This window comes from Blastococcus sp. CT_GayMR19 (genome assembly GCF_004570385.1).
Lineage (GTDB): Bacteria > Actinomycetota > Actinomycetes > Mycobacteriales > Geodermatophilaceae > Blastococcus_B.
In genome coordinates this window covers 1-17,020 of the sequence record NZ_SPQL01000010.1, presented here as the reverse complement: position 1 = coordinate 17,020, position 17,020 = coordinate 1, and the positions used below count along the sequence as shown (strand labels likewise).

The window sequence follows — 17,020 nt, the reverse complement described above, 5'->3', positions numbered from 1 at the left end:
CGCTCGTGCTGCGCTCCCCATATCGGGGTCCATAGTGGTCGGCGCGAGAGCAACACGCCCAACCGGGGACCTGCCGCGCGCCTCCCCGCCGGCAACGTATGGGGCGCCGGTCCGGGCCGCTGAGCAGGGCGGATGCGCGGTGCGGCGGCAGGGTGTGGCAATCCTCATGTCGTGCCGGACCGGCACGTCACGCCCCGTCGGTCCCAACCGTCCCGCTGCCCACGACGGACCGGTCCACTGCTCCCGATCCGGCGGGTCAGCTCGTCGCCGAGGCCCGCCCGTGGTGGGTGTCCGACTCCTCGCCGTGCGGTCCGACGGGGCCCGGCCTCGGCCGGAGGACGAGCGCGGCGGCCACCGCGAGCAGCGTGACCGCGAGAACTGCCTCGAGCACCGGCTGACCGCCGGAGAGCAGCGTGTCGACCAGCTGGCCCTCGCTCTGGCTCGCGTTCCAGGTGGCGTGCAGGACGGCGACGGCGAGCACGCTGCCGGCCGTCGCGCCGAGCACCATCCCGATCAGGAGGCGGAGGACGACGGCGGCGATCAGCAGCACACCGATCCCGACCAGCACGGAGGACGCCGTGAGGTCGGTTGCGAACAGCATCGGCAGGTGGATGGCGGCGAACCCGAGCGCGGTCAGCAGGGCGGCGGGGAGCAGGCCGTAGCGCGGTTCCAGCCGCGTCTGGACGAAGCCGGCCCACACCGTCTCCTCCCAGAGGTTGATCACGACCACGGCGACGAGCACGAAGACGAGCGCGTCGACGAGGGCGCCGGCGAGGTCTCCGGTGCCGACGAAGCGGCCCAGCCCGGCGCCCACCGCCACGCTGGTCACCGGCATGCCCAGGACGACGACGGCCCACCAGCCGAGGCCGAAGCGCCACCGGACGGCCCGGGCGAGCAGCGCGCGGACCCCGGCCCGGCCGTCGGTGACGGAGACGACCCAGAGGGCGGTCGGGAGCATGACCAGCAGGGTGAGCGCCAGCGCGAACGGCTCGGACGGGATCTCGCCGCCGGGGAGCACGCCGTGGAACGTCAGGGCGGGCACCGCGAGCAGGGCCCAGCCGAGGGGCAGCGCCACGACCAGGAATGCCGTCACGGGCCGCCGGGCGGCGAAGGCGCGGAAACCCCGCGCGGGGCGGCGACGCGGACCGTCCGGCCGCCCGGCGGTGCCGGCCGGACCGCCGCCGGTGTTCTGGAAGTCGTCGACCGCGGACATGTCAGGACCTGCCTCCGATGCGCAGGGGAGGGGACGGGACGGCACGGGCCGGGAGCGGGCGGACCGGATGGACGCCGGCACCGGCGAGGGCCGCGGTGTCGCGGGCGAGGGCGACGGCGGACTGCGCCGACGCCTCGATGAAGCACAGGCAGCGCTGCTCTGCCGGGACCAGCCAGGCGCCGCACCAGCGGATCGGCGTGCCGCCCGCCTGGAGCCGCGAGACGGCGTGCTGCAGGGCGGCGTGCATGTCCTCCGCGTGCCCCGCTCCCGGTGGGCAGGCGAGGATCTCGACGAGGAAGACCGCCCGTCCGACGCCGTCGTCCCGGCCTGATTGCTCGTGCGGGGTCACCGGGTCACCGTGTTGCCGCGGCGGCCTCCGGGCATCGGGGAGATCCCGGATACGGGTACGGATCCCGGCCCGGGAACGTACGGAGTCGCTACCGTCAGGCCCCATGGCGAGAGCGGGTCCCGTGGGGTCACGACTGCCTGCGGAGCGCAGCTCCTTCATCGGGCGTCGCGCCGAGCTGGCGGACGTGCGGCGACTGCTCTCCGGCTCCCGCCTGGTCACGCTCGTCGGCCCCGGAGGCGTGGGCAAGACGCGGTTGGCCGTCCGGGCGGCCGCCGACCTCCGCCGATCCTTCCCCGCAGGTGTTCCGTTCGCGGACCTCGCGGCGGTGCCCGATCCCGCCTCGGTGGCCGGCCAGGTCGCCACCGCGTTCGGCGTGCGCGACCGATCCGGCCAGTGGCTGCCGGCCCGGCTGGTCGACGTCATCGCCGAACAGCAGGTCCTGCTCGTCCTCGACAACTGCGAGCACGTGCGCGACGCGGCGGCGGTCCTCGTCGACACCCTCATGACCGGCTGCCCGGGGCTCCGCGTCCTCGCGACCAGCCGGTCACCGCTCGACGTCGAGGGCGAGGCGTTGCTCCGGGTGCCGCCGCTGCCCGTACCGGGCGGCGCGAGCGCGTCGGGCGCGGCGGACGACGCCGTGCGGCTGCTGATCGAGCGGGCCACGGCCGCGGCGCCCGGTCTGGCCTGACGGCGGCCGACGCGCCCGTGCTCGCCGACGTCTGCCGGCGGCTGGACGGGCTGCCGCTCGCCATCGAGCTGGCCGCCGTCCGGCTGCGCACGCTCGGCCCGGAGGAGCTGGTCCAGCGGCTGGACGACCGCTTCGCGCTGCTGGCCCGGTCCGGGGCGGCCGGAGCCGAACGGCACCGGACGTTGCGCGCCACGATGCAGTGGAGCGCCGACCTGCTGTCCGATGCCGATCGGGTGCTCTGGCGCCGGGTCGCGGTGTTCGCCGCCGAGTTCGACCTGAGCGCGGCCGAGGCGGTCTGCAGTGACGGGATCCTGCCGCGGGCCGCCGTGGTCGGGGCGCTCGGGCGCCTCGCCGACGCCTCGCTCCTGGAGCGGACCCAGATCCGCGGCCGGCGGTGCTTCCGGATGCTCGAGTCGGTGCGGGCGTACGGCAGGGAACTGCTGGCCGCTGCCGGGGAGGAGCGCGCGCTGCGACGGCGGCACCGGGACTGGTGTGCCCGGGTGGTCACGTGGGCGGCGACGGACTACGTCGGCCCGGAGCAGGTGCGGGCGCTCGACGGACTCGAGGCGGTCCACGCCGAGCTCACCGAGACGCTCCGGTTCAGCGCGGCGACTCCCGGTGAGGAGGAGCGGGGCCTGCGGATCGCGGCCGATCTCTGGTTGTACTGGGCGGCTCGAGGACATCTCGGTGAGGGCCGTCGGCGCGTGGACGCGCTGCTCGCCGCCTGTCCGGCGGCCGGGGAGGCGCGGTCCCGAGGCCTGCTGGCTGCCGGCTACCTGGCGCTCGCGGCCACCGACCCGGAGTCCGCGGTGCCGCTGCTGGAGCAGGCAAGGGAGCTGGCGTCGCGGACCGGCCCTGCCCTCGTCGGCGCCCTGGCCACCCAGTACCTCGGTCAGGCCGCCCTGTTCCGGGGCGACCTGGCCACCGCCGACCGGCTGCTCCGTGCGGCGGCGGCCCGCTACGAGCGGACCGACCCGCGCTACCGGGCGTTCTGCTGGGCCGACGTCGGCGTCGTCGCGCTGCTCGCGGGGGACCTGGCGGAGGCCGGCGAGGCGTTCGACCGGAGTCTCGCCCTGGGCCGGAACGGGGACCCGTGGACGCGGTCCCACGCGCTCTGGGGTCTGGGCCTCGTGCGACTGACCGCCGGGGACCTCGTCGGGGCGACCCGCCACGAGCAGGCCGCGCTTCGGCTGATGCGGGAGGTGGACGACCCCAGTGGCACCGCGCTCTGCCTCGAGGCGCTGGCCTGGGCGGCCGCGGCCGAGGCGAACGAGGAGCGGGCCGCGCGGCTGACCGGCGCGGCCGATGCGGTGTGGCGGTCCATCCCGGCCCGGCTGCCCGCCCCGATGGGCGGACGGCGCGACGCGTGCACCGGCGCCGTCCGTGCGGCGCTCGGGGAACGCAGGGCCGCCGCGCTCCGGGCCGAGGGGGAGGCCATGGGCCGGACCGCCACGGTGGCCCTCGCGCTCGACGAGCGCGCGCCGGTGCCCGTGCCGCGGCACACAGACAAGGCCGGCGCGCTGACCCCGCGTCAGCGGGAGGTGGCCGCCCTCGTGGCGCGGGGGTTGACCGACCGCGAGATCGCCGACCGCCTGGTCATCTCGCCCCGCACCGCGGAGTCCCACGTCGAGCAGATCCTCACGCGGCTCGGGTTCCGGTCGCGCGCCGAGATCGCCGCCTGGACGGCGGAGCGGGCACTTCCGGGACGGTGAGAGTTCAGTCCGCCGGCTCGTCCACCCAGTCGGGGCCGTTGACCTCGCCCGGCCCGGCCAGGTCGGCGGCGTCGACGATCGTGTACGCGTAGCCCTGCTCGGCGAGGAACCGCTGCCGATGGGCGGCGTACTCGCTGTCGAGGGTGTCGCGGCTGACCACGGTGTAGAAGTGCGCCTGCCGGCCGTCGGCCTTGGGCCGCAGCACCCGGCCGAGGCGCTGGGCCTCCTCCTGCCGCGAGCCGAAGGTGCCCGACACCTGGACGGCGACCGCGGCCTCCGGCAGGTCGATCGAGAAGTTGGCGACCTTGGAGACGACCAGCGTCCGGATCTCCCCGGCGCGGAACGCGTCGAACAGCTTCTCCCGCTCGCGGTTGGTCGTGGAGCCCTGGATCACCGGGGCGTCCAGCGCGCGGCCGAGCTCGTCGAGCTGGTCGAGGTAGGCGCCGATCACCAGCGACGGCTCGTCGGGGTGCCGCTCCAGCACCCGGCGGATCACCGGCAGCTTCGAGGCGGCGGTCGCCGCGATCCGGTAGCGCTCCTCGGGCTCGGCGACGGCGTAGGTCATCCGCTCCTCGTCGTCCAGGGAGACGCGCACCTCGATGCACTCGGCCGGCGCGATGTAGCCCTGCGCCTCGATGTCGCGCCACGGGGCGTCGTACCGCTTCGGGCCGATGAGGGAGAAGACGTCGTCCTCGCGGCCGTCCTCGCGCACCAGCGTGGCGGTCAGGCCGAGCCGGCGGCGGGACTGCAGGTCGGCCGTCAGCCGGAAGATCGGCGCCGGCAGCAGGTGCACCTCGTCGTAGACGATCAGGCCCCAGTCCTGGGCGTCGAAGAGGTCGAGGTGCCGGTACTCGCCCTTCCGGCGGGTGGTGATGACCTGGTAGGTCGCGATGGTGACGGGGCGGATCTCCTTGCGCTCACCGGAGTACTCGCCGATCTCCTCCTCGGTGAGCGAGGTGCGGGCGATCAGCTCCCGCTTCCACTGGCGCCCGGCCACGGTGTTGGTCACCAGGATCAGCGTGGTGGCCTTCGCCTCGGCCATCGCGGCCGCGCCGACGAGCGTCTTCCCGGCGCCGCACGGCAGGACGACGACGCCCGAGCCGCCGGCCCAGAAGCCGTCCACGGCCTGCTGCTGGTAGTCCCGCAGGTGCCAGTTCGACTGGTCCAGCTCGATCGGGTGGGCGGCGCCGTCGACGTAGCCGGCCAGGTCCTCGGCGGGCCAGCCGATCTTCAGCAGCGCCTGCTTGAGCCGGCCGCGCTCGGACGCGTGGACGACGACGGAATCCGCGTCGATCCGGGCGCCGAGCATCGGCGCGACCCGCTTCGAGCGCACGACCTCCTCGAGCACCGCGCGGTCCGACGACGTGAGCACCAGGCCGTGCACCGGGTTCTGCGCCAGGGTGAGCCGGCCGAACCGGTCCATCGTGTCGGCGACGTCGACCAGCAGCGCGTGCGGCACCGGGTAGCGGGAGAAGCGCACGAGCGCGTCGACGACCTGCTCGGCGTCGTGGCCGGCGGCGCGGGCGTTCCACAGCGCGAGCGGCGTCACCCGGTAGGTGTGCACGTGCTCGGGGGAGCGCTCCAGCTCGGCGAACGGCGCGATCGCCGCGCGGCACTCCTTCGCCAACGGGTGGTCGACCTCGAGCAGCAGGGTCTTGTCCGACTGGACGATCAGCGGGCCGTCGCTCAAGAAGTTCCTCACGTCGTTACGGGGGGCGGCCGCGGAGGCCGGGAACGGGGTCCGGGGGACCTCTCACCGTAACCGCGGAAGCGGACCCGGGCTTCCCGCCGAGGACGAGGGATTCAGACCCAGGTGTCGCGGCGCAGCGGCGGGGGCTCGCCGCCGGGTCGCTGGGCCAGCACCTGGTTCACCCCGAGCTTGCCCGCGTCGAACGACAGAGCGCACGCGGCCATGTAGAGCCGCCAGACCCGCGCCCGCCCCTCGCCCGCCAGCTCGACCGCCGTGTCCCACTGCTGCTCCAGGCGGTCGACCCAGGCGCGCAGGGTCAGCGTGTAGTGCCGGCGCAGCGCCTCGACGTCCAGGATCTCGAAGCGCGTCTCGAGCGCATCGACCGTGTCGCCGAGGCTGATGAGCTCCCCGCCGGGGAAGACGTAGCGGGAGATGAAGCTGTCGTCGTCCCACGTCGACGGCCCGGCGGCCCAGGCGATGGCGTGATGGAGCAGCCGTCCGCCCGGCGCGAGCAGATCGTGCAGCGCGCAGACGTAGTCGCCCATGGCCACGCGGCCGACGTGCTCGGCCATCCCGATCGAGCTGATCGCGTCGTAGGGGCCGTCGTCCACCTCCCGGTAGTCCTGGATCCGGATGGTGATCCGGCCGGCCAGACCGGCCTGCTCGGTCCGCTGCCGGGCCAGCTCGGCCTGCTCGGCCGACAGCGTGATGCCGACGACGTCGGCGCCGTACGCCCGCGCGGCGTGCAGAGCCAGGCTGCCCCAGCCGCAGCCCACGTCGAGCAGCCGCATCCCGGGTGCGAGCCCCAGCTTCCGGCAGACCAGATCGAGCTTGGCGACCTGCGCGGTGTCCAGCCCGGTGCCCTCGTCGCGCCAGACGGCGCACGAGTACACCAGCGTCGGGCCCAGGACCAGGGCGTAGAAGTCGTTGCCCACGTCGTAGTGGTGGGCGATCGCCGCGGCGTCGAGGTCGGGACGGTGGTGGCGGATGCGGCGCGGCCGCGGGAACTCCTCGGGAGGCGGGGCGGGCGGCACCCCCACCGCGTGCAGCGCCGCCGCGGTGCGCCCCAGCTCCAGCCAGTCCCGGGCGCTCGGCCGCGGGAAGGCGGCCTGCGAGGACAGCCGGCCGCTCGAGGTCAGCGCCTCCAGTGTCGCGAAGACGTCGCCCTCCAGATCGATCTCGCCGGCCACGTACGCGCGGACCAGTCCCAGCTCGCCGGGAGCCCACACCAGCCGGCGCACGGCCTGGGGCGACCGGACGACCAGGAGCGGTGCGTCGGCCGGACCCGCCTCGGATCCGTCCCAGGCGCGGAGCCGCCACGGGGACTCCGGGGCGCCCAGCACCGTGCTCACCGCCCCCGCCAGTCGGGCGGCCACGGTTCCTCGCTCGGTCATCGCTGTCCGGCCTCCGCTCGGCCAGCCGGAGGCGCCCGGACGGGGGAGCGCGCGGACACGACCGGAAGAACGGTTGCACTCGTCAACCTAGGCCGGTCACGGCCTGCTCTGCAGGAGATTTACCGCGGTCAGGCGGTCCGGCCCGCATCCTCGGCGCCCTGCTCGACCAGGGCGACCGAGGTGATCCGGTGCACGGCGAACGTGGCGTTCTCGCCGCGCCGTTCGTCGTAGCCGGAGAGGAAGCCGCCGACCAGGGACACCGGCTGTACCACGCGCTGGCTGCCGCTGCCCTGGGCGTCGACGTAGCCGAGCCACACCGGCAGGCCGGCGCCGATGGCCCGGGACAGCAGCTCCAGCGTGCTCGCCGTCGTCACCCCGGGCACCGAGCGCACCGCCGTGCCGCGCCGGGCGGACAGCGCGGCGTCGCCGGCCCGCATCTCGCGGACGGTGGCCGCGAGCTCGGGTGCGGTGAGCGGCCGGGCGGCGGGCGAGGGGTCGCTGCCGGGCCGCCGTCCCGCGGCCCGGGGACGCGCGGCGGGCCGGGTGAGGACGGCGCCGCCCGGGTTCTCCCCGGCGGGGGCGTAGCCGGCGTCGCGGAGCACCGTGAGCACCTCGTCGGCACCGAGCCCGCTCACGAGCACCCCCGGCGCGAGGCGGCGCAGCTCGGCCGACGCGGCGCGCCGGTCGTTGAGCACCTGGGACAGCAGCCCGTGGTCGTCGGAGCGGACATAGGACTCGATGGAGCCGACCCGCAGCCGGCCGTGCTGGCGGGCGACGTCGTCGACCAGGTAGTCCAGCGCCTGGGGGACCGGGGTGCGGGAGACGCGGGTGAAGAAGTCGTGCAGGTCGGAGGCCGACCACCCGTGGTCCAGGGCGCGGCGGACGGAGGCCTCCGACACCCGGAAGACCGTCGCCCCGCCGGAGGACTCGACGTCGGCCACCACGGCGAGGGTGTCGGCGAGCTCGGACACCAGCGGGCCGGGGGCGATCAGGGAGAGGTCGGGCTGGGCGAGGACGTGGTCGACCGGCGCCGGCAGCAGTCCACGGATGCTCATCGCCGCGCCGTCCTCCCCGTGGGCCAGCAGCCCGCGGCCCGCCGTCGACAGCACGCCACCGACCACGACGCCGAGGCGGGCGGCCTCGGCGAGCATGGCCGGCACGGGCGCGAGGCGGTCGGCGCGCCGCGGGGTGCGCCAGCGCAGCAGCGACACCAGGTCGTCGGGGGCGAGACCGGAGCCGGGCGGGTACTCGGCCAGCACGGCGAGCGCCGAGCGGCGGATCGCCGGCGCGGTGTGGCGCACGAGGTCGGGGGAGAGCGGGTTGACCGCCTTGCCGGCGACGTCGCGCTGGCCCACCAGGGAGGGCAGCCGGACGCCGGTCAGCCAGCCCGCGGCCAGGGTCGCCCAGCGGTCGGCGAGGTCCTGCTCGCGCCAGATGTCGTAGCCGCGGGTGGGCAGCCACTCGTCGCGATGCGGGCCGCCGACGTCGAGCAGCCCGGCGGTGTAGGCGAGCTCGAGCAGCCAGGCGGCGTCCGGCTCGCCCACGTGCAGCTCGCGGGCCAGCCGCTTCTGGTCGCGCACACCGACGCCGCCGCTGCGCAGCAACCCGGCCGGCTCCTCCTCGAGGATGCCGAGCAGCTCACCGACCTTGCCCACGCTCTCCAGGGCCGCGCCGGCCGCCCGCCGGTCGACCGATCCCTGCTCGTGCGCGGTGACGGCCGGCTCGGGCCGCAGCCGGGGCGGGCCGAAGGGGGCGTCGCCGCGCAGGTGGAGCCCGATCTCGCGGGGTAGCTCGACGTTCAGGGCGTCGATGCGGGCGAGCAGACCGGCCGTCAGGAGCCGCCGCGCCGGCGTGCGGCCGCCGTCGGAGGGGATGTCGGGCAGGTGGCCGACCGGCCGCTCACCGGCCAGCCGCTCGAGCACCCCCCGCTCCTCGGCGTCGAGCTCGGCCAGGGTGGCCTCCAGGTCGCCGGGCAACGCGAGCCGCAGCTCGGACGCCCGGCGGCCCAGCCCGGCGGGATGGCGGACGGCGCGGCGCACGGGGTCGGGGGCGCGGAGCACGTCGTCGCCCCACAGCAGCGCGCGGGTGGTGAGCCGCTCCAGGCCGGCCGTCAGGACCTCGACCGGCACATCGGGCAGTGCGGCGGCGATCGCGTCGGGGGCCACGCCGTCGGTCGGGGCCAGGAGCACGACGTCCAGCACCTGCAGCGTCGCGGCGTCGAGCTCGTCGAGCGCCCGGTCGACCGACACCGGGACGGCGAGGCGGCTGGCCAGCGCCACGACGTCGGACGGCGCCGGGCGGGCGACGTCGGGCCGGGCCGCCAGCAGGGCGCTCAACTGCTCGTCGCTGCGGGTGCGCAGCCAGGCGGCGAGCGTCGCAGGAGGGTCGGTGGGCATCCGGTCCACGCTACGTCGTCGCCGCAACGGGTGCTGCCGCCCGGCCGGCCGGACGCCGTCGGCGGGCCCGGCCGGGGATCCCGGACGACCCGTCCGGACCCGCGAGGGGGAGAGTGCGTGCGCGCGGGGTAGGACCACGCGAAGATGACCCCGACGTGCACGCAGACGGTGCACCTGGACACGGAGGCGACATGGCCAAGCGCAAGACGAAGAACGCGCACCTGGTGGAGCCCACCTGGGGGCAGTCCGACACGGGCGGCCCGCCGCTGACCGAGTTCACCAGCCCGGCGGCCGGCTCGCTCTCGCCCTTCGGCGAGGACCACAGCTTCCCGCTGCCGGTCGAGCGGATCCGCTACGCGCACCCGACCGACAAGCCCAACCGGGCCGGTGTCCAGGTGGTGGAAGGCCGATGACCGCGCAGGCGACGCCTGAGCGAGCATCGCAGGGAGCGCCAGCGACCGAGGAGCGGAACGAGGGCGGAGCCGAGCTATGAACACTGCGCCCGCGCTGCCGTCCTACAGCAGCGGCACCTCCACGGTGCCCCTGCTGGGCGACACGATCGGGGCGAACCTGGATCGGACGGCGGCGCGGGTGGGCGACCACGAGGCGCTCGTGGAGTGCGCCTCGGGCCGCCGGTTCAGCTATCCCGAGTTCGTCGCCGAGGTGGACGCCTGCGCCCTCGGACTGGACGCGCTCGGGGTGCGCAAGGGCGACCGGGTCGGCATCTGGGCGCCGAACTGCGCCGAGTGGGCGTTCGTGCAGTACGGGACGGCGAAGCTCGGCGCGATCCTGGTGAACATCAACCCGGCGTACCGCACCCACGAGCTCGGCTACGTCCTCAAGCAGGCCGGCATCTCGGTGCTCGTGTCGGCGCCGCAGTTCAAGACCAGCGACTACCGCGCCATGGTGGCCGAGGTGCGCGGCGACTGCCCCGACCTCCGCGAGGTGCTCTTCCTCGGCGACGACGCCTGGAACGACCTACTGGCCACCGGCCGGGCCGGCGACCGGCAGAAGCTGGCGCAGCGGAAGACCGAGCTCTCCGCCGACGATCCCATCAACATCCAGTACACGTCGGGAACCACGGGCTTCCCTAAGGGCGCCACCCTCACCCACCACAACCTGCTCAACAACGGGTTCTTCGTGGGCGAGGGCTGCGGCTACACCGAGGCCGACCGGATCTGCATCCCGGTGCCCTACTACCACTGCTTCGGCATGGGCATGGGCAACCTCGCGGCCACCTCGCACGGCGCGACGATGGTCATCCCGGCGCCGGGCTTCGACCCCGCGCTGACGCTGAAGGCCGTGCAGGACGAGAAGTGCACGTCGCTGTACGGCGTCCCCACCATGTTCATCGCCGAGCTCGGCCTGCCGGACTTCGCCGACTACGACCTCTCCACCCTGCGCACCGGGATCATGGCCGGTTCGCCGTGCCCGGTGGAGGTGATGAAGCGGGTCGTGAACGAGATGGGCATGGCCGAGGTGACCATCTGCTACGGCATGACCGAGACCTCACCGGTGTCCACGCAGACCGGGGCGGACGACGACCTCGACCGGCGGACGTCGACCGTCGGGCGGGTGCACCCGCACCTGGAGGTCAAGGTCGTCGACCCGGCCACCGGGCTGACCGTCCCCCGCGGTGAGCCGGGGGAGTTCTGCACCCGCGGCTACTCGGTGATGCTCGGCTACTGGAACGAGCCGGAGAAGACCGCGGAGGTCATCGACCGCGCCCGCTGGATGCACACCGGCGACCTGGCCGTCATGGACGCCGAGGGCTACCTGAACATCGTCGGCCGGATCAAGGACATGGTCATCCGCGGCGGGGAGAACGTGTACCCGCGGGAGATCGAGGAGTTCCTCTACACCCACCCCGACGTCGTCGACGCGCAGGTGATCGGCGTCCCCGACGAGCGCTACGGCGAGGAGCTGATGGCGTGGGTGCGGCTGCGGAAGGGCGCCGAGCCGCTCACCGCGGAGAGCCTGCGGGAGTTCTGCGCCGGGAAGCTGGCGCACTACAAGGTGCCCCGCTACGTCAAGATCGTCGAGGAGTTCCCGATGACGGTGACCGGGAAGATCCGCAAGGTCGAGATGCGGCAGGTCTCGGTCGAGGAGCTGGGCCTGCAGTCCGCGGCCGCCGTCAAGAACGCCTGAGCCGTCCGGCCGGGGCTACGTGTCGGCCTTGACCTTCGAGGCCGGGGCGAGCCGCACGACCAGCTTCGAGACGAGGCTGCCGACGACGACCCAGATCAACGCGGCCAGCCCGTCGTTGATCGTCTCGGCGATCTTGGGGTCCGACGGGGTGAACAGGTCCCTGGTGAACCAGCCGAAGGTGTCCCGCCAGCCGGCGGTGAAGGTGACCAGGGGGTTCGCGGGGTTCGCCTCGAACAGCACGAAGACCGCGTGCGCCACGATCAGGGCGGCGATCACCGAGCAGACCACCCGGACGATCGTGGCGACGAGCTCGAAGGCGCGGGCGAAACCGTTACTGGCCATAACGGGCATCGTGGCGCAGCCCGGCCGGGGACGCGAGTCGCACCCGGCTCAGACCGGAGCGCAGGGGACGACGAGTGCGCGGTGGTCCGAGAGCGGCAGCCGCACCGCCTCACCGGGTCCGGTGGCGCGCAGGTTCCCCCGCACCAGCACGTGGTCGAGCTGCCGTCGCGGCCGCTCCACCGGGAACGTGTTGGCCGTCGCGATCGGGCGCAGGCCGCTGAGCCGGGCGGCCTGCCGGCGCTCCATGTTCAGGTCGCCCATCACCACGAGCGGCTCGCGGGTGCCGACGAGGGAGCGCATCAGCCGGCGCAGCTGCATGCCGTTCCACCCCGGGATGAACGACAGGTGCGTGTTGCACACCGTGAACTGACCGAACGGCCCCTCGAGCACCGCCGCCACCGCCACCCGCGGCTCGTCGCGGGCCAGGAAGGGGCGGCGGGTCACGGTGGACCACAACGGCACGCTGGTCCGCAGCGCGGGCAGGCGGACCACCCGCCAGGAGACCACCGGGTAGCGGGAGAGCAGGGCGATGCCGTAGGTGGCCGACCCGGGCTGCTCCTCGCCGGTCGCGGCCATCCAGGTGCCGCCGGGTGTGCCGTGCAGAGCGGCGACGAACTGGTGCTCCGGGGCCCCCATCGCCTCCGCGGCCACCGCCGTGAGGTCGGCACCCATCGACCGCGGCTGGTCCCGGTCCACCTCCTGCAGCCCGAGCACGTCGGCGTCGAGGCTCTTCACGGCCGAGGCGAGCCGGTCGACGTCGACGCGTCCGTCGTCGAGGGAGCGGCCGTGGAGGAGGTTGAAGGTCGCGATGCGCACGGTGCCGCTGTGCCCCGACCGGGGCTGTTCTACCGCCCGCGTGCGTGCCTGTGGTCGGCGCGGGTAGCAGGAGCGGCGTGCAGCCATCCGATCGCGACGAGATCCGTGACCTCCTGAAGCGCACGGCCGTCGCGCTCAAGGAGGGTGACGTGCCCTTCGCCCTGTGCGGCGGCTACGCGGCGTGGGTCCGCGGTGCGCCCGAGCCGGACCACGATGCCGACTTCCTGGTGCCGGAGGCCGAGTCGGAGCGGGCAGCGAAGGTACTGGCCGATGCGGGGCTCGAGGTGCAGGACCCGCCCGAGGACTGGCTGACCAAGGTCGTCAGCGGCAACTCCTTCGTCGACGTCCTGTGGCGCACCTGCGGCCATCCGGTGGAGACGGTCCTCATCGACCGGGCGGAGAACCTGCCGGTCCTGTCGGTGCACATGCCGGTCCTGCTGGCGACCGACATCGTCGTCACCAAGCTGATGGCCCTGGACGAGCACTACTGCGACTTCTCCCGGATGCTCCCCGTCGCGCGGGCGCTGCGGGAGCAGGTCGACTGGTCGGAGGTCGAGACGGCGGTCGCGGACAACGACTTCGCCGTGGTGTTCCTCGAACTGCTGGACCGGCTCGGAGTGGTTCCCCGCGAGAGCGCAGCGTGAGCACGCGGACGGCTCGGACGGAATAGCAGGTCCGGCTGGAGGGTCCGGCCGCTAACCTGTCGGCAGGGCGGCCCCCGGGCCGCCGTCGTCCTCCCGGCCCCGTGCCGGACCCGGCAGCGAGCAAGAGGGATCCAACGTGCCCACCGGCAAGGTCAAGTGGTTCAACCCGGAGAAGGGTTTCGGCTTCCTCGCGCGCGAGGACGGCCCGGACGTCTTCGTGCACAAGGACGCACTCCCGGCCGGGACCGCCGAGCTCAAGCCCGGTCAGCGCGTGGAGTTCGGCATCGTCGCGGGCAAGCGGGGTGACCAGGCGCTGCAGGTCCGCATCCTGGACCCGTTGCCCTCGGTGGCCGCCTCGGTCAGGGAGCAGAGCCGGAAGAAGCCCGACGATCTCGTCCCGATCATCGAGGACCTGATCAAGCTGCTGGACGACGTCGGCGAGGGCCTGCGCCGCGGCCGGCACCCCGACCGGGCCGAGTCGCGCAAGGTGGCCTCGGTGCTGCGCGCGGTCGCGACCGACCTGGAGAGCTAACCCGCGGGTGGGGCGCCGGAGGACGGCGTCCCACCCAGGTCGCCACCGGCCCGCACGAAGCCGACCGGCCAGGCGCCGGACCACTCACCGCAGTCGCCGCCCTTGTCCTCGACGATCACGAGGTAGAACGCCGGCGGGACGACGTCGGAGGTGTTGATCTCGGTCAGCTGGTCCTCGCCCGCCGGGACGTCGACCTCGCCGAGGATCTCCTCGAGACCCTCGTCGAAGACCTGCACGCTCCAGCCCCGTTCGGCGATCGCCTCGGGCACCGTCAGCGTGATGACGGCGTCCGGCGACACCTCGATGACCGGCGGGGCGTTGCGGTAGCGCACCCGCTCGCCGTCCTGGCAGTACTGCACCGGGCGGGCCGTGACGTCCTGCGCGCCGACCTCGACCCGCACGTCGCCCGGCGCGGCGGACGCGCTGCCTCCGCAACCGGCGAGGGCGAGGAGGGTCAGCGCGGCGGCGGCTCGTCTCACGACCACTGCGGCCCGACCGGGGTGGTCGGCGCCTCGGCCGGGACGACGGGCCGGGGGCGGCCGCGGTGCATGCTCCACAGCACCAGCCCGACGGCGACGGTCAGCAGAGCCGCCGCGACGGTGAAGCCGAGCCAGCCGGTCGGCGGCAGCGCGATCCCGAGCGCCCCGCCGATCACCCAGGCCATCTGCAACCACGTCTCCGAGCGGGCGAACGCCGACGCGCGCAGGCTGTCGGGCACCTCGCGCTGGATGATGGCGTCCAGCGACACCTTGCCGAGCGCATTGGTCACCGCGGCCACGAAGGCGACGACGGCGGCCATCGTGAAGCTGTAGAACACCGCGGCCAGCACCGTGACGGCGGCCGCGGCCCCCGCGGCGACGAGCACCAGCCGGTCCGGCGTCGTGCTGTGCGGGCGGGACCCGGCGGCGGTGCCGGTGAAGCTGCCCAGCCCGGCCGCCGCGGCCACGGCGCCGAGGGCGAGCGTGGCGTCCCAGCCGACGGCGAAGGTGGCCTGCACGAGGAAGGCGGTGAAGATCGTGAGGAAGCCGCCGAGACCGCGCAGCGCGGCCGTGGCCCGCAGCGCCAGCACCACCCGGGGGCTGACCTGCCGGCGGCGCCCGCTCACCACGGGGATCTCAGCGGTGGTCAGGACGTCGGCGGGCAGTTCGCCGGTGGGCACGTCGACGTGCCGGGGCAGCCGGACAGCGAGCACCCCGGCGGCGACGAAGACCGCGGCGGTGGCCGCCAGGCTCCAGTCGAACCCCAGCAGGGCGGCGATCCCGGCGCCGAGGCCGCCGGCGAGCCCTGCCGTCACCAGGCCGAACACCGACAGCCGGGCGTTCGCCGAGGTCAGGGACAGGGCTGTGGGCAACACCCGGGGGACGGCGGCGGCGCGGAGCACGTTGTGCGACTTCGACAGCACCAGGACGCCGAGCGCCGCCGGGTAGAGCCATGCGTCGTAGTAGTGGGAGACCATCACCAGTGCCAGCGCCGCCCGGCCGAACAGGCTGCCCGCGAGGGCCCAGCGGCGGCCGCGCTGCAGCCGGTCCAGGACCGGGCCGATGACCGGCGCCAGCAGCGCGAACGGGGCCATCGTCACCAGCAGGTAGAGGGCGACATTGCTGCGCCGGGCATCGGTCGTCGCCGCGAAGAAGAGGGTCCCGGCCAGGGACACGGCCACCATCGCGTCCCCCGCCATGTGCAGCGCGTTCACCCACAGCAGGTGGGTCAGCCCGCTCTCCCCGGCGCCGTCGGCACGGCTGGCCGCCCGCACCCGCCGGACCCCTGCCGCCGTGAGCTCGCGGGAGCGGGCGACGGCGACCCGCGTGACGGTCAGCCTCGGCGGAGCGGTGTCCGCGTTCCCCGGTTCGGAATTCGTCGCGGAATCCGTGGCGGAGGGCATCGGCCGGGTGGCCGGACGGGGGACGTCGAGGGGAGCCGTGTCGACGCGGTCCGGGTCGGCGGCGCTGCGCCTGCCGGACGCCCGCGGGCTCCGGCGCACACCGGGCGGACGGCGGGAGGCGGACACGGCTCCATGGTGCCGCACGATTCTGTGCGGGCGGGGCGTCGCCCCGATGGACGCGTCAGGGACAATGGCGGGGTGACCGAGCCCTCCGCACGTCCCCGGTCCGCGTCCGCAGCCGACGATGCGCTGGCCGCGGCGGTCGAGCTGGCCCGCGCCGCCGCCGTCGAGACCGCCGGCGACCCGGCGCTGGTGGGCGACCACCTGGGCGCGGCGCCGGAGCCGGTGGCGCCGGTGACCGGCGAGGTCGCGCCCGACGTCCTCGGGTCGGTCCTCACGCACACCTTCGCCAGCCGGCTGCCCGGCTATGTCGGGTGGCACTGGGCGGTGACCCTCGCCCGCTTCCCCGGCGACGACGCGGTGACCGTCGACGAGGTCGTGCTGCTGCCCGGCGAGCAGGCGCTCCTGGCTCCCGCGTGGGTGCCGTGGCACGAGCGGCTGCGTCCCGGCGATCTCTCCGTCGGCGACGTGCTGCCCTCCACCGAGGACGACCCCCGGCTGGTGCCGTCCTACGCGGCCGACGACGACTCCGCCGACGACCCGGAGGGCAGCGTCGTCGCCTTCGAGGTCGGGGTGGGCCGCGAGCGCGTGATGTCATGCGAGGGTCGGAGCGAGGCGGTGGACCGCTGGGCGGCCGGCGAGTTCGGCCCCGCGTCGTCGATGGCCCGCCACGCCCCGGGCCCCTGCGTCACCTGCGGCTTCTTCCTCCCGCTGGCCGGATCGCTCCGCTCGATGCTGGGCGCCTGCGGCAACGCCTACGCGCCGGCTGACGGCCGCGTCGTCACCGTGGACTACGGCTGCGGTGCGCACAGCCAGGCGACCCTCGTGCTCAGCGAGCCGGTCGCGGTCGTGACGTCGGCGCGCTACGACACCTCGGAGTACGACGTCCTTCCCGACTGAGACCGCGCGCTTTCCGACGGAGACCGCGTCCTGGCCGCGCCCGATCTGCTGCCGGCCGGGGTCAGACGAGCAGCGGGGAAAGGACGATCTCGGTGCCGTCGGGGCGGTAGGTGTGCCATCGGCCGTCGGGATCTCGAACGATGGTGAAGCCGTGGTGGACCTTGCCGTGGTGGCGTTCGCAGAGGAGCGCCGAG

The 17,020-nt window shown here is 74.6% G+C and carries 15 protein-coding genes and 2 pseudogenes; 7 read left to right on the top strand and 10 right to left on the bottom strand.

What is annotated here, in order from left to right; all coding sequences use genetic code 11:
- Positions 1 to 256: 256 nt before the first annotated feature.
- Both E4P39_RS14440 and E4P39_RS14435 read right to left on the bottom strand, forming a co-directional pair.
- Entirely contained in the window at positions 257 to 1,213 is a 957-nt protein-coding gene (locus E4P39_RS14440; protein WP_135137284.1) for a CPBP family intramembrane glutamic endopeptidase, read from the bottom strand.
- Between the two features lies 1 nt (position 1,214).
- Complete coding sequence (locus E4P39_RS14435) at positions 1,215 to 1,562, bottom strand: hypothetical protein (protein ID WP_135137283.1); 348 nt, start codon at positions 1,560 to 1,562, stop codon at positions 1,215 to 1,217.
- A 103-nt stretch (positions 1,563 to 1,665) separates the two neighbouring features.
- Between E4P39_RS14435 and E4P39_RS14430 the strand changes: the two genes are divergently transcribed.
- Complete coding sequence (locus E4P39_RS14430) at positions 1,666 to 2,250, top strand: AAA family ATPase (protein ID WP_135137282.1); 585 nt, start codon at positions 1,666 to 1,668, stop codon at positions 2,248 to 2,250.
- Positions 2,251 to 2,267: 17 nt separating this feature from the next.
- Positions 2,268 to 3,962, top strand: coding sequence for a LuxR C-terminal-related transcriptional regulator (locus E4P39_RS14425; protein WP_135137281.1), 1,695 nt, complete (start codon positions 2,268 to 2,270; stop codon positions 3,960 to 3,962).
- Between the two features lie 4 nt (positions 3,963 to 3,966).
- Here the strand turns inward: E4P39_RS14425 and E4P39_RS14420 are convergent, their stop codons facing one another.
- From E4P39_RS14420 to E4P39_RS14410, 3 genes are all read right to left on the bottom strand, one after another.
- Positions 3,967 to 5,664: a DNA repair helicase XPB gene (locus E4P39_RS14420; RefSeq protein WP_245159838.1), complete on the bottom strand. Its 1,698-nt coding sequence runs from the start codon at positions 5,662 to 5,664 to the stop codon at positions 3,967 to 3,969.
- 101 nt (positions 5,665 to 5,765) lie between these two features.
- A complete protein-coding gene (locus tag E4P39_RS14415; protein ID WP_135137280.1) occupies positions 5,766 to 7,046 on the bottom strand; it encodes a cyclopropane-fatty-acyl-phospholipid synthase family protein in 1,281 nt (426 codons plus the stop codon).
- 128 nt (positions 7,047 to 7,174) lie between these two features.
- The gene (locus E4P39_RS14410) at positions 7,175 to 9,442 is read right to left on the bottom strand and encodes a helicase C-terminal domain-containing protein (RefSeq protein ID WP_135137279.1); all 2,268 of its coding nucleotides are present in this window, start codon (positions 9,440 to 9,442) and stop codon (positions 7,175 to 7,177) included.
- Between the two features lie 191 nt (positions 9,443 to 9,633).
- Here E4P39_RS14410 and E4P39_RS14405 point away from each other — a divergent pair, with 191 nt between their 5' ends.
- Entirely contained in the window at positions 9,634 to 9,855 is a 222-nt protein-coding gene (locus tag E4P39_RS14405) for a hypothetical protein (protein WP_135137278.1), read from the top strand.
- 76 nt (positions 9,856 to 9,931) lie between these two features.
- Positions 9,932 to 11,590 carry an AMP-binding protein gene (locus E4P39_RS14400; RefSeq protein WP_135137277.1) on the top strand — a complete coding sequence of 553 codons (1,659 nt, stop codon included), beginning with the start codon at positions 9,932 to 9,934 and terminating at the stop codon, positions 11,588 to 11,590.
- A gap of 15 nt (positions 11,591 to 11,605) precedes the next feature.
- On the opposite strand, the gene E4P39_RS14395 is transcribed toward E4P39_RS14400, so the two are convergent.
- Together E4P39_RS14395 and E4P39_RS14390 are read right to left on the bottom strand one after the other, a co-directional pair.
- The gene (locus E4P39_RS14395; protein WP_135137276.1) at positions 11,606 to 11,932 is read right to left on the bottom strand and encodes a hypothetical protein; all 327 of its coding nucleotides are present in this window, start codon (positions 11,930 to 11,932) and stop codon (positions 11,606 to 11,608) included.
- Positions 11,933 to 11,980: 48 nt separating this feature from the next.
- On the bottom strand, positions 11,981 to 12,748 hold the full coding sequence (locus E4P39_RS14390; protein WP_135137275.1) for an endonuclease/exonuclease/phosphatase family protein: 768 nt from the start codon (positions 12,746 to 12,748) through the stop codon (positions 11,981 to 11,983).
- Positions 12,749 to 12,825: 77 nt separating this feature from the next.
- On the opposite strand from E4P39_RS14390, the gene E4P39_RS14385 reads away from it, so the two are divergent.
- Together E4P39_RS14385 and E4P39_RS22970 are read left to right on the top strand one after the other, a co-directional pair.
- Positions 12,826 to 13,392 (top strand): hypothetical protein, encoded by a 567-nt coding sequence (locus E4P39_RS14385; RefSeq protein WP_135137274.1) that lies wholly within the window; start codon positions 12,826 to 12,828, stop codon positions 13,390 to 13,392.
- A 136-nt stretch (positions 13,393 to 13,528) separates the two neighbouring features.
- A pseudogene (locus E4P39_RS22970) lies at positions 13,529 to 13,705 on the top strand (cold-shock protein); the annotation flags it as partial.
- Between the two features lie 215 nt (positions 13,706 to 13,920).
- Here the strand turns inward: E4P39_RS22970 and E4P39_RS14375 are convergent.
- Positions 13,921 to 14,403 carry a DUF2771 family protein gene (locus tag E4P39_RS14375; protein WP_135137272.1) on the bottom strand — a complete coding sequence of 161 codons (483 nt, stop codon included), beginning with the start codon at positions 14,401 to 14,403 and terminating at the stop codon, positions 13,921 to 13,923.
- Positions 14,400 to 15,932, bottom strand: a complete 1,533-nt coding sequence (locus E4P39_RS14370; RefSeq protein ID WP_135137271.1) for an MFS transporter — start codon at positions 15,930 to 15,932, stop codon at positions 14,400 to 14,402. The genes E4P39_RS14375 and E4P39_RS14370 overlap by 4 nt, the downstream gene beginning before the upstream one ends.
- 72 nt (positions 15,933 to 16,004) lie before the next feature.
- Between E4P39_RS14370 and E4P39_RS14365 the strand changes: the two genes are divergently transcribed.
- The gene (locus tag E4P39_RS14365; protein ID WP_245159837.1) at positions 16,005 to 16,826 is read left to right on the top strand and encodes a DUF3027 domain-containing protein; all 822 of its coding nucleotides are present in this window, start codon (positions 16,005 to 16,007) and stop codon (positions 16,824 to 16,826) included.
- A gap of 61 nt (positions 16,827 to 16,887) precedes the next feature.
- Here the strand turns inward: E4P39_RS14365 and E4P39_RS22965 are convergent.
- A pseudogene (locus tag E4P39_RS22965) lies at positions 16,888 to 17,020 on the bottom strand (endonuclease); the annotation flags it as partial.